Source organism: Paenibacillus typhae (assembly GCF_900099765.1).
Taxonomy (GTDB): Bacteria; Bacillota; Bacilli; order Paenibacillales; family Paenibacillaceae; genus Paenibacillus_AQ; species Paenibacillus_AQ typhae.
Window position 1 is genome coordinate 1 of the sequence record NZ_FNDX01000002.1, and the last position, 12,023, is coordinate 12,023.

The 12,023-nt window shown below is 51.9% G+C and carries 10 protein-coding genes; 8 read left to right on the forward strand and 2 right to left on the reverse strand.

The features are described from left to right. Positions 1 to 600 precede the first annotated feature (600 nt). A complete protein-coding gene (locus BLR64_RS01655; protein WP_090711582.1) occupies positions 601 to 1,017 on the reverse strand; it encodes a GNAT family N-acetyltransferase in 417 nt (138 codons plus the stop codon). A gap of 215 nt (positions 1,018 to 1,232) precedes the next feature. Between BLR64_RS01655 and BLR64_RS01660 the strand changes: the two genes are divergently transcribed. The 3 genes from BLR64_RS01660 to BLR64_RS01670 are packed head-to-tail and all read left to right on the forward strand — an operon-like array spanning position 1,233 to position 4,670. Then, entirely contained in the window at positions 1,233 to 2,390 is a 1,158-nt protein-coding gene (locus BLR64_RS01660; protein ID WP_090711585.1) for a glycoside hydrolase family 88 protein, read from the forward strand. 56 nt (positions 2,391 to 2,446) lie between these two features. Next, positions 2,447 to 4,072: a glycoside hydrolase family 43 protein gene (locus BLR64_RS01665; RefSeq protein WP_090711587.1), complete on the forward strand. Its 1,626-nt coding sequence runs from the start codon at positions 2,447 to 2,449 to the stop codon at positions 4,070 to 4,072. After that, positions 4,065 to 4,670 (forward strand): glycosyl hydrolase family 28-related protein, encoded by a 606-nt coding sequence (locus BLR64_RS01670; protein WP_090711589.1) that lies wholly within the window; start codon positions 4,065 to 4,067, stop codon positions 4,668 to 4,670. Before BLR64_RS01665 ends, BLR64_RS01670 begins: the two co-directional genes overlap by 8 nt. A 179-nt stretch (positions 4,671 to 4,849) precedes the next feature. On the opposite strand, the gene BLR64_RS01675 is transcribed toward BLR64_RS01670, so the two are convergent. After that, the gene (locus BLR64_RS01675) at positions 4,850 to 5,734 is read right to left on the reverse strand and encodes a LysR family transcriptional regulator (protein WP_090711591.1); all 885 of its coding nucleotides are present in this window, start codon (positions 5,732 to 5,734) and stop codon (positions 4,850 to 4,852) included. A 105-nt stretch (positions 5,735 to 5,839) separates the two neighbouring features. Here BLR64_RS01675 and zwf point away from each other — a divergent pair, with 105 nt between their 5' ends. The 5 genes from zwf to BLR64_RS01700 all read left to right on the forward strand — a co-directional run bounded on the left by zwf (position 5,840) and on the right by BLR64_RS01700 (position 12,020). Continuing rightward, on the forward strand, positions 5,840 to 7,351 hold the full coding sequence (gene zwf, locus BLR64_RS01680; protein WP_090711592.1) for a glucose-6-phosphate dehydrogenase: 1,512 nt from the start codon (positions 5,840 to 5,842) through the stop codon (positions 7,349 to 7,351). Between the two features lie 112 nt (positions 7,352 to 7,463). Next, positions 7,464 to 8,132, forward strand: coding sequence for a fructose-6-phosphate aldolase (fsa, locus tag BLR64_RS01685; RefSeq protein WP_090711595.1), 669 nt, complete (start codon positions 7,464 to 7,466; stop codon positions 8,130 to 8,132). 34 nt (positions 8,133 to 8,166) lie between these two features. Next, positions 8,167 to 9,585 (forward strand): NADP-dependent phosphogluconate dehydrogenase, encoded by a 1,419-nt coding sequence (gene gndA, locus BLR64_RS01690; protein WP_090711597.1) that lies wholly within the window; start codon positions 8,167 to 8,169, stop codon positions 9,583 to 9,585. A 119-nt stretch (positions 9,586 to 9,704) separates the two neighbouring features. Beyond that, positions 9,705 to 10,706 (forward strand): ROK family protein, encoded by a 1,002-nt coding sequence (locus BLR64_RS01695; protein ID WP_090712198.1) that lies wholly within the window; start codon positions 9,705 to 9,707, stop codon positions 10,704 to 10,706. Between the two features lie 96 nt (positions 10,707 to 10,802). Continuing rightward, positions 10,803 to 12,020, forward strand: coding sequence for an MFS transporter (locus tag BLR64_RS01700; protein ID WP_090711599.1), 1,218 nt, complete (start codon positions 10,803 to 10,805; stop codon positions 12,018 to 12,020). Positions 12,021 to 12,023: the final 3 nt, after the last annotated feature.

The window sequence follows — 12,023 nt, forward strand, 5'->3', positions numbered from 1 at the left end:
AAACCCGTAAAGAGACGTTCTATAAGTCCAGAAGACGAAGTGAATCGTCTGTGGGAAGGGAGTCCGAGGGGCTCATAGTACCAAGGAACCTAAGGACAACATAACCTTAGGGAGGGAAGGAGCCCTGCTTTGTTCATGTTTCACCAAGAGGTACGAGTCCGTGAATGCCCAAAGCGGCTAACGACACGCAAGAAAACACTCAAGAACTCGACAGGGGAAACTAGGTCATGGGCCAAGGCCAGAATGCTGCATGCCCATGAATGACGAACATCGGAAAGCCGTATGAGGGAAAACCTCACGTACGGTTTGATGAGGAGGGGCTGAATTTATTCAGCCCTTTACTCTAGTGCTTGTGAAGGGAGGAAGAAATGCCAGGGGAGGAGTAGGGGGAATGGTGGGAGGCTGAAAGGGAGAGATAAATAGAGAGTAGAGTAGAGAGTATATAGGAGAGAAAGAGTGGAATGCGTTTAATATAAAAATGTCACTGTGGCGGGCCGGACGAAATCAAAGGGAAAAATCCCTTTGATTCACTCCATACCAGTCTGACCCGCAGCGGCTCTCCTCCGAGCAGAGCAAAGCAAATCCCCAAAGAAACGGTCCTTAAAGCCGCTTCTTCAGATAGTACTTCGTATGCCCCTCATTCGGGCAATCCTTGATCTCGCCAAAAATCTCGTAGCCCTGCTTCTGATAGAAATGCGGCGCCTGCCAGCTCATGGTGGTGAGCTCACTTACTTTGCAGCCGAGCTGCCGGGCCCGGTTTTCAATTTCTGCGAGCAGGGCAGCCCCAAGGCCGGTTCCTCTACAGGCAGGATCGACTGCCAGCAGATTTACATTAAGAATGTTCCAAGCCACATCTCCTGTTACCCCGCCCACAAAACTGTCATTCTCGTATGCTGCAAGGGAGAGCATTGTCCGCTCATAGGGTGGGATGCTGCTATCTGCACCATGACGGTGCTCTTCCAGTAACCTCGTTATTTCCCGCTGATTGTGTACGGCGTCCAATTCTATAATGTTCATGTGTGCTCACTCCTTCTGCCTAACTATAACATACCATTACCGCTGTGATGAGCTACCTAGTTAGCTACTCTCAGTAGAACCGCTCTCCCTGTTTAACCGGAAAACTCCTTAAAAAATAGCGGGAAAACCTGAAAAAGTCGCATACCAATCCCGGCACAGGTATCCTACAATGAAGTCAAATCCGCATATTAAACAGAGAAAGTAGGAAAAGAGACATGCTACAGAGTAAAGACCGCATTTGGGTGGATTCCGTAATCGGAAAAATCACAGCCAAGCTGGATACCGTCAGCGAAAAATCACGCCACAAAATCCCGTACACTACCGTTAACGGAACGCATGATGACAAGGCGTCACAAAATGTAAGCGGCTTCGATGCAGACGGCATCTGCTGGTGGACGAACGGCTTCTGGGGCGGCATGCTGTGGCTGATGTACCATGAGACCGGCAATAACAAATACAAGGAAATCGCAAATATATCCGAGGAGCTGCTCGACAAGTGTTTTCAGGACTTCTACGGTCTGCATCATGATGTGGGCTTCATGTGGCTGCCTACGAGTGTTGCCAACTACAAGGTGACCAAGAATCCGGATTCCCGCAAAAGAGCGCTGCATGCCGCCAATCTGCTGGCCGGCCGGTTTAATCTGGCAGGGGGCTTCATCCGTGCCTGGAATGACCTGGACGAAGGCGATACCAGAGGCTGGGCCATCATCGACTGCATGTTCAACATTCCGCTGCTGTACTGGGCGACCGAGGAGACCGGTGATCCCCGGTTTAAACAGATTGCCATGCGGCATGCCGATACGGTGATGTCCACCTTCGTGCGGCCGGACGGCTCCGTGCACCATATTGTCGAGTTCGATCCTTTTAACGGCGGTGTAGTACGTACATTTGGAGGTCAGGGCTATGCGGACGGCTCCTCCTGGACCAGAGGACAGACCTGGGCGCTGTATGGCTTCATGATGAGCTATATCCATACCGGCAAAGAAGAATATCTCCAGACCGCGAAGCAGATCGCCCATTATTTCATGGCTAATATCCCGGAGGACGGTGTCATTCCGCTCGATTTCCGCCAGACGGCTGAGCCTAAGCTTGAGGATGATACGGCTGCGGCCATTGCCGCCTGCGGATTGATTGAGATCGCCAAGGCTGTCGGCGAGCTGGAGCGTGAACTGTATCTGAATGCTGCACTAAAGCTGCTGCGGACACTTGATGAACGTTCCGACTGGTCGGACAACAATGACTGTATTATTCAAAGAGGATCTGAGGCTTATCACAAGCCGCGCAACCAGCATCATCATGCGATTATTTACGGGGACTATTATTTCATGGAAGCCATATTCAAGCTGAAGGGAAATGACCTGTATTTGTGGTAGATAAGCAGACAAAGCAAGCTGACCCGACTCTAAAGCAAAGCGAGGATATCAATACTATGAGCCACATGATCAAGAATCCGGTCCTGCGGGGCTTCAATCCCGATCCGTCCATCCTGCGGGTCGGGGATGATTATTATATCGCCACCTCCACCTTTGAATGGTTCCCAGGTGTGCAGATTCATCATTCCCGGGATCTGGTCAACTGGGAGCTGATTACCCGTCCGCTTAACCGGGTCTCCCAGCTGGACCTGCGCGGCATCGGCGCTTCCCAGGGTATCTGGGCGCCATGCCTGACTTATGATAACGGCACGTTCTATCTCATATACACCGTAGTGAATTCCTTTTATGTCAAAATGTACGATACACCTAATTATCTCGTTACGGCGACGGATATCCGCGGTGAGTGGTCTGAGCCGGTATACCTGAACAGCTACGGGTTCGATCCGTCGTTGTTTCATGATGAGGACGGCCGAAAGTACATTGTAAGCATGGTAACCGATCACCGGGTAACGAAACGCTATAAAGGGCATCTTGTCATCCATGAGTATTCTGCTGAGGAGCAGAAAATGATTGGTGAGCCTGTAACCATCTATGCGAGCCAGGATGCATACCTGGAGGGTCCGCATATTTATAAGCGGGGCGGCTATTATTACCTGTTCGCTGCGGATACCGGAACAGGGGAAGGCCATGGCCAGAGCATGCTGAGATCCAGAGAGCTGTTCGGGCCTTACGAAGCGTACCAGGGCAATTCCCTGATGACCTCCCGGGACAATCCCGATCTTCCGCTGCAGAAGGCGGGCCACGGTGATCTGGTTGAAACCCAAAACGGGGAATGGTACATGGTGCATTTATGCGGCCGTCCCCTAGAGAACCGTACGGAAAAAGGAGAGCGAAAATATACACTCGGGCGTGAAACGGCGCTGCAAAAGGTAGAGTGGACCGAAGACGGCTGGCTGCGCCTGGCGAACGGCTCGGTGCTGCCTGATACCGAGGTAGAAGCTCCTGACCTGCCGCTGCACCCGTTCCCGGTGAAGCCGGCAAGGGATGATTTTGACGGTGCTGAGTTGGATATCAGCTTTCAGTCCCTGCGGGTTCCGCTTGACGCCACCTTCTATTCCCTGAGCGAACGGCCCGGTTATCTGCGGCTGTACGGCCGCGAAGGGCTTGGCTCGAAGTTCCGGCAGAGCCTGATTGCCAGACGCTGGGAGGAGCATCGCTTCACGGCAGCGGCAGCGCTTGAATTCGAGCCCTCCAGCTTCAAGCAGATGGCCGGCCAGATCCTGATCTACGATACCCAGAACTATTACTATCTCCATGTCACACATCATGAGGATCTTGGACGGTGCATCAGCATTCTCTCCGCCGTTAACAACAGCTATTCGGAGCCTGCCGGATATATACCGCTGCCGGATAACGCAAAGCGGATTCTGCTGCGGGCTGAGGTCGATTATGACAAGCTTCAGTTCTCCTATTCTGTAGATGGTGAAGAAGAATATGAGTTTATCGGACCAGTGCTTGATGCAAGTACTTTGTCTGACGAAGCCTGCCAGGAGGGCTGGTTCACCGGGTCCTTTGCCGGCATCTGCTGCCAGGATTTAACCGGCTTCCGCCAGCCGGCCGATTTTGATTATTTTGAGTACTATAACAGGGTGCAGGCGGGCTCTGCGAACGGCCATGAATGATACCTTTGATGTGAAGCGGTACGGCGCCGCTGGCGACGGGGTAACGGTGGATACCCGTGCAATCCAGCAGGCCATTGATGAATGCCATGGGTCCGGCGGCGGGACTGTCGTGCTAAGCGGCGGAACGTTTGTTTCGGGGACGATTTTCCTCAAATCGAATGTGAACCTGCAGCTCAGTCCTTCCGCATTGCTGCTTGCCAGCCCGGACATCCGCGATTTTGCGGAGGATGTCGTCAATGTCAGCATTTCCGGACAGGGTGAGATTAACGGCAACGCCGAGAAATTTCCTAATGAGGGCAGTATCTACCGGCCGATGATGATGCGTTTTCTGCGCTGCAGAAACATTCATGTCACCGGAATGAGACTCTATAACTCTACTGCCTGGACGATACTTGCGCCGGCGGCGTACAAGAGCAGATGTCGGCTGCTTACCCGCAGGTCCATTGATATGCGGCTGGAGCATCCGGAGGCAGTTGCAGAGAATTACTATCCTGACTGGAGCCGGGCCAACTTCATGGATATCCAGAATGTGGAGAGGCTTACCGTAGACGTAATCAGATTCCACGCACTGCGGGGGATACGCGGAAATTATATATAATAGAAGAAAGTAATACCTCAAGCTGGTATTATCCGTGACAGGGGCTCAGCAGGGCAGAACAAGAACAGTAGGCACCAGGATGAGGAATCTATGGATAATACGACGAATGATTTTATGAAAATCACAAAAGAAGACTCAGCCGATCCCGGCTGAGTCTTTTGTGAATTCCGCAAACAGCCTCAGACCGTCCCCGTAATCTCAATGAACTTGCTTGCCGCCGTAGTCAGCGGCATATTCCGCATGGTCATGATGCCCACCTGTGCCGGGGGCAGCTGAACATCCAGCTTAATCTCGAACAGCGAGCCTTCCTCCAGTTCCTTGGAGACAAACTCGCGGGTGACGAAGGAGATACCGAGCCCTTTACGGGCGAATTCGATCAGCAGTCCGACGCTGCCGACCTCTATTTCCGGCTTCAGCTCATAGCCGTAGCCCCGGAACAGGTCGCTTACGGCTGTACGGGCGCGGCTTCTGCGTGAGAAAAGAATGATCGGATGACGAAGCAGCTCTTCGATGGTAAGCACCTTATCCTTAAGCTCCGGGTAATGGCTGCTTCCGGCAATGAAGCAGTCCTGCAGCTGGAGCCCCTGCCACACCTCGAGCTGGGGATCGGCGATCGGAATGCGGACGACGCCCAGATCGACCTGGCCCTCTTTTAGATAAGAGATGACTTCCGGGGTGGTTCCATGGATGAGATGCAGCCGGATGCCGGGATAACGCTGGTGAAAGGTTTCAATAAAAGGCAGCAGGTAATGCTTGAACAGGGAGTCACTGCCGCCGATGCGCAGCTCGCCGTTATCGAGATTTTTGAGCTCGGCCATCTTCTTCTCCGCCTGGGTGATGAGGATGTGGGACTGTTCAATATAGGAGTAGAGTGTGGCTCCCTCCGGTGTAAGGGCAACGCCTTTGGAATTGCGGTTGAACAGGGTAAGCCCGAAGCTGTCCTCCAGCTGCTTAATGGCATGGCTGACGCTCGGCTGGGTGATAAACAGCACCTTTGCAGCCTGTGACAGGCTTCCGGTCTTGGCCGCCCAATAAAAAACCTTGTATAATTCGAAATTGTTCATAGACACAGTCTATAGCTCCTGTAAGATATATTAATTACTTGTATAGCTCGTATTTGTATTATAGTGTAACAAGGAAAGATAAACCAGAGCAGAAGGAGAATCGAGATGGAGGCGACCACATTTGTTTTATTCGGAGCAACAGGAGATCTGGCCCGCAGAAAAATTTATCCTGCACTCTACAACCTGTTTCTCGACCACAAGCTGCATAATTCCTTCGCTGTAATTGGTCTTGGCAGAAGAGAAGTCACTGATGAAGCTTACCAGGCCATGGTGGAGCGTTCGCTCCGGGATTTCTCCCGGCGTGAGGTTAAGGACACAGCGTCCGTACGCAGCTTCCTGAAGGCCTTCCGATATAATGTGCTGGATGTCGGGCACACCGAAGATTACGTGAAGCTGCTGGAACGGGTAGAACAGGTTGAGACAGGCATGGGCAGCACGCCTAACCGGATGTTTTATCTGTCAGTGGGGCCGGAGTTTTTTGAGCCGATTGCCCTGAATATTGAAGCCAGCGGACTCGGAGCAGCCAAGGGCTGGAAGCGGCTAGTCATCGAAAAGCCCTTCGGGCATGATCTGCAGTCTGCGCAGGAGCTGAATCTGACGCTCAGCAAAGCTTTTACCGAGGAAGAGATTTACCGGATTGATCATTACCTGGGCAAACCGATGGTGCAGGAGCTGGACGTATTCCAGCAGACCAACCCGGTGCTGCATGCACTCTGGAACAACCGCTACATTGCCAATGTCCAGATTACCGCCGCCGAAACGGTCGGAGTCGAGGAAAGAGCCGGATATTATGATCACGTAGGTGCGCTACGGGATATGTTCCAGAATCATATGCTGCAGCTGCTGATGATGCTGGCGATTCGCCTGCCGAAGGACAGCTCTGCTGACGAGGTCCGCTTTAAGAAAAGAGAAGTGATGGAAGCCCTCGAGCCGCTGGACGAAGCGAATATAGAAGCCAGTGTTATCCGGGGCCAATATACAGCAGGCGCTATAAAGGGTATACCAGTTCCGGGCTACCGTTCTGAGGCAGGTATTTCCGCCGGATCGATGAACGATACGTTTATTGCCGCCAGACTGCAGATTGATGATCCTTTCTGGAAGGGCGTTCCCTTCTATATCCGGACAGGCAAACGCATGAAGGAGAAGTCGACGCGGATCGTCATCGAATTCAAAGAACCGCTGAAGCAAAGCTCAACCGTAGAAGAGGATGATATTCCTAATCTGCTGGTGTTCGAGATCAGCCCGAATGAAGGCATTACTTTGCAGCTCAAGGCCAGAGATCCGCGGAACAAAGGCAAGTTCAAGGCCGTGCATATCGACTTCCATACCAGCTCCATCGAGGTGCCGGAGGCGTACGAGAACCTGATCCATGATGCACTGAACGGGGACCCGTCGTTCTTTGCCCACTGGAATGAGGTAGAGCTGTCCTGGAAATGGGTGCAGCCGATCCTGAACGCTTTTGCCGGCAATTCGGTGCCGTTATATTCTTATGCCGCAGGTTCACATGGCCCGGCTGAGTCTGACCAGCTGCTGGCGCAGGACGGACATCACTGGTGGCTGGATGCCCCGGTTGACGAGGCAAGCGAGATTACTCTGCCAGATGCTTCAAATTTTTAAATCGAATATTGATAAAAATGAACTTGAAGTATACCAAATTAGGGAAGAGTGCTCCTATAGATTGCCAAAAGTTCATTTTATATAGTTCAACTAAAAACTGGAGGTTACCACAATGAAATTTTTTATCGACACAGCAAATGTAGAAGACATTAAAAAAGCGTACAAAATCGGAGTCCTGTCCGGGGTTACCACCAATCCGTCGCTCGTTGCCAAAGAAGGCGTGAAATTCGAAGACCGCATTGCTGAAATTCTTCAGACTGTGCCTGATGTGGAATCCGTATCCGCTGAAGTAACTCCTGACGCTATTACAGCAGAGCAGATGATTGCCGAAGCCGATGAGCTGATCAAGATCAACAATTATGATAAAAATATTACGATCAAGCTGCCTATGACCATTGCGGGTCTTGAAGCCTGCCGTTACCTGACGCAAAAAGGCGTAAAAACAAACGTAACGCTGATCTTCACCGTGAACCAAGCGCTGCTTGCTGCCCGTGCCGGTGCCACTTATGTATCGCCATTCCTGGGACGTCTGGATGATATCTCCGAGGATGGGGTTCAGCTGATTGTAAAAGTTGCTGAGCTGTTCCGTATTCACAAGCTGGATGCCCAGATTATCGCCGCTTCCGTCCGTCATCCGGACCATGTTACCCGTGTAGCCATGGCTGGTGCGCATATCGCTACTATTCCGTTCAGCGTAATTGAGCAGATTTCCAAGCATCCTCTGACTGATCAGGGTCTGGAGAAGTTCGCAGCTGACTGGAAGAAAGCTCCGCAGGTTTAATAATCCGGAATATACAAAGGGAGGCTAATTGAGGATGGGTAAACAGCAAATTGGCGTGGTCGGACTGGCCGTAATGGGTAAGAACCTGGCCATGAATATGGAGAGCAAGGGTTTTTCGGTAGCCGTATATAACCGTTCTAGTGAGAAAACAGATGAACTGCTGGCTGAAGCAGCAGGCAAAAACTTCGTCGGAGCATACAGCATTGAGGAGTTCGTGCAATCGCTGGAGCTGCCGCGCAAAATCATGATTATGGTTAAAGCAGGTAAGCCGACTGATGATACGATTCAGCAGCTGGTTCCGTTTCTTTCGCCGGGCGATATCCTGATTGACGGCGGAAACGCCTTTTTCCCTGACACACAGCGCCGCAACAAGGAGCTGCAGGCTCAGGGCTTCCGATTCATTGGAGCCGGCGTTTCCGGCGGCGAAGAAGGCGCACTGAAAGGGCCGGCGATTATGCCGGGCGGCCAGCAGGATGCCTACGAGCTTGTTGAACCGATTCTGACAGCTATTTCCGCAAAAGTGGACGGCGATCCGTGCTCGACCTACATCGGACCGGACGGAGCCGGACACTATGTCAAGATGGTTCACAACGGCATCGAGTATGGCGATATGCAGCTGATCGGCGAAGCTTACCAGCTGCTGAAGGATGTGCTGGGTCTGGACACTGCCGAGCTGCACGAAATCTTTGCCGAGTGGAACCGCGGCGAGCTGAGCAGCTATCTGATCGAGATTACTGCCGACATTTTTGCCAAGGCAGACCCGGAAACCGGTAAGCCGATGGTCGATGTTATCCTTGATTCCGCCGGCCAGAAGGGGACAGGCAAATGGACCAGCCAGAATGCACTGGATCTCGGTGTGCCGCTGTCCATCATCACGGAATCCGTCTTTGCCCGCTTCCTGTCTGCGATGAAGGAAGAGCGTGTAGCGGCCAGCAAACGTCTGCAGGGACCTGAGTTCAAGAGCTTTGACGGGGATGCCAAGGAATTCATTGAAGCTGTCCGCAAAGCGCTGTATGCCAGCAAAATCGCCTCCTACGCCCAGGGCTTCGCCCAAATGCGCGTAGCCTCGGACGAATACAACTGGAACCTGAACTACGGCAGCATCGCAATGATCTTCCGCGGCGGCTGCATTATCCGTGCCGGCTTCCTGCAGAATATCAAGGATGCCTATGACCGTGATCCTGAGCTGAAGAACCTGTTCCTCGATGAGTATTTCAGCAATGTTGTCCATAACTACCAGGATGCCTGGAGAGAAGTAGTGGCATTGGCTGTTAAACGCGGTATTCCGGTTCCGGCGTTTGCTTCCGGTCTTGCATACTATGACAGCTACCGTTCCGAAAGACTTCCTGCCAACCTGCTGCAGGCACAGCGTGATTACTTCGGTGCACATACCTTTGAGCGTCTTGACAAGCCGGGCAGCTTCCATTTCCAGTGGATGAGCCAAGGCGAATAATCTGATAGATGTAGGAAGTCCGGGTCTTTCGACCCGGGCTTTTTCCTTTTGAGGGGGATCAAGACTTGATAGGGCTTATATGCTATGATCTTGTTATTACGACCCAGGAAGAGGTTATTATGAAAAACGCAAATGCCAATCTGATGAAGGAAATTAATCTGAATAACGTGCGCCAAGTGATGAAGCGTGCCGGGACTGCAACCAAGCCGCAGCTGGCAATGCTGACTCAGCTTAGCGTGGTTACGGTCAACTCACTCGTCAAGGAGCTGCTTGAATCAAAGGAGATTATTGAAGACCAGACAGCAGCATCCGGCGGAGGCAGACCGGCCCTGACCTACCGGTTCAACTATGATCATAGCCAGGCGCTGGTGATTTATTTGAAGGAGAATCAAGGGCAGCGCGTTGCTTCTGCGGCTGTAATCAATCTGGAAAACCGGATTGTGAGCCAAAATGAATATGTGCTGCCTGCCTTTGAACAGAAGTATTTTGCTGAAATCATCCGTGGCTTTCTAATTGCCTGTCCGCAGGTGAAAGTGATCGGCATGGGCATTCCGGGGCAGATTGTTAACGGCAGAATTGTTGTAGCAAGCCATCACGAGCTGCAGGGAGCTCCGTTGATTGAGGAGCTTGAGCAGCAGTTCCAGCTTCCGGTTATGGTAGAGAATGATGTCAACGCTGCAGTGTTCGGCTACCAGGCCTCCCGGGGAGAAGCAGACGGGCAATGTATAACAGGGATCTACTTTCCGAAGAAGTATCCGCCTGGTATGGGCATTTATCTGAACGGCAATATCATCAGAGGCAAAAACGGCATGGCCGGAGAGATTAAATTCCTCCCGCAAAGGATTGACTGGTACGCTGAAATGAAGGAAGAAGTATTACTGGAGGCGGCCTGCCGGATTATTCAGAGCGTTAACGCCGTTCTTGCCCCTGATCAGATTGTGATCTATCAGGAGATGACAGGTGCTGAACGCTGGAATCATTTCTGGAACGGCTATCAGTCTCAGGAACCGATGCCTCATTATCCTGAAGTGATCCTATGCAATACTTTTCAGGCGGATTACGAAGCGGGGATGCGCATGCTGACTCTGCAAAAGCTTGATCCTGTGCCGGTACAATTTTAGTAATTTATTGACAAAGGACGGATGGTAGCGCATATTAAATAAAGATACTTTATAAAGTAGTTATAATAAATGATTATGTTGTGAAAGAGGGATGGTATGGCAACCTGGTTTCTTGTCATTATTTATCTGGCCTTTATCAGCCTGGGGCTACCCGATTCCCTGCTTGGCTCAGCCTGGCCGGTTATGCAGCCTGAATTGAATGCATCTCTGGATTCGGCAGGTGTAATCGCCATGATTATCGCTGCTGGAACCATTGTATCCAGCCTCGCCAGCGGGAAGATGATTGAATGGCTGGGCACCGGAAAAGTCACCTTGATCAGCTGCTTAATGACGGCAGCTGCGCTTCTTGGCTTCTCAGCCGCTCCTTCGCTATTGTGGCTGCTGCTGCTGGCGATTCCCTTAGGACTGGGAGCAGGCTCGGTTGACGCGGCACTCAACAATTATGTTGCAGCCCACTATAAAGCGCATCATATGAACTGGCTGCACTGCTTCTGGGGAGTAGGGGCAACAATGGGGCCAATCATTATGTCCTTCTACATGGCGGACCAGGGCTCCTGGCGCGGCGGTTATGCAGCAGTTGCGGTAATCCAGTTCGCGCTGGTTGTTATTTTACTCGTAACGCTGCCGCTATGGTCCAGGATCGCCGCTGTCCATGAGCAGAACAAGGCAGGAGAGGAGCCGGAAGCGGAACAATACGGGAATGACAAAAGTACAACTGGAGCACCCGCCAAGGCCAACATTTTCGGGATTAAAGGGGTAAAAACGACCCTGATCGCTTTTCTGTTCTATTGCGGGGTAGAGATGACCGTCGGCTTATGGGGAGCCAGCTTCCTTGTAGGGACGAGGGAACTGGATGCACAGACTGCCGCCGCGTGGATCTCCATGTATTACGGCGGGATTACCATCGGACGTCTACTCTCGGGATTCATTACGTTAAAGGTGAACAATAAAATACTGATCCGCTCGGGACAGCTTATTGCTATGGCGGGAGGTATACTATTGCTGCTGCCGCTCCTGGATTCTTTTCTGCTGGTTGGCCTGATCCTGATCGGCCTCGGGCTGGCACCGATTTATCCGGGACTGCTGCATGAGACACCGGCACGCTTCGGCAAGGAAAATTCCACCCGTCTCATGGGCTATCAGATGGCTGTGGCCTATACGGGAACGACGCTGCTGCCCCCGTTATTCGGTTTTATTGCAGCTAAGACTACTGTGGCCATTTTCCCGTTCACGGTTCTACTGTTCCTGAGCCTGATGTTTCTCAGTGCCGAAAATGTTAACCGGGTCATCCGCGCCAAACGGACTGGAATTTAATAA

Bases quoted from the DNA above. Each gene is read 5' to 3' on its own strand.
- BLR64_RS01655 (WP_090711582.1), bottom strand. From the start codon at position 1,017: ATGAACATTATAGAATTGGACGCCGTACACAATCAGCGGGAAATAACG.
- BLR64_RS01660 (WP_090711585.1), top strand. From the start codon at position 1,233: ATGCTACAGAGTAAAGACCGCATTTGGGTGGATTCCGTAATCGGAAAA.
- BLR64_RS01665 (WP_090711587.1), top strand. From the start codon at position 2,447: ATGAGCCACATGATCAAGAATCCGGTCCTGCGGGGCTTCAATCCCGAT.
- BLR64_RS01670 (WP_090711589.1), top strand. From the start codon at position 4,065: ATGAATGATACCTTTGATGTGAAGCGGTACGGCGCCGCTGGCGACGGG.
- BLR64_RS01675 (WP_090711591.1), bottom strand. From the start codon at position 5,734: ATGAACAATTTCGAATTATACAAGGTTTTTTATTGGGCGGCCAAGACC.
- zwf (WP_090711592.1), top strand. From the start codon at position 5,840: ATGGAGGCGACCACATTTGTTTTATTCGGAGCAACAGGAGATCTGGCC.
- fsa (WP_090711595.1), top strand. From the start codon at position 7,464: ATGAAATTTTTTATCGACACAGCAAATGTAGAAGACATTAAAAAAGCG.
- gndA (WP_090711597.1), top strand. From the start codon at position 8,167: ATGGGTAAACAGCAAATTGGCGTGGTCGGACTGGCCGTAATGGGTAAG.
- BLR64_RS01695 (WP_090712198.1), top strand. From the start codon at position 9,705: ATGAAAAACGCAAATGCCAATCTGATGAAGGAAATTAATCTGAATAAC.
- BLR64_RS01700 (WP_090711599.1), top strand. From the start codon at position 10,803: ATGGCAACCTGGTTTCTTGTCATTATTTATCTGGCCTTTATCAGCCTG.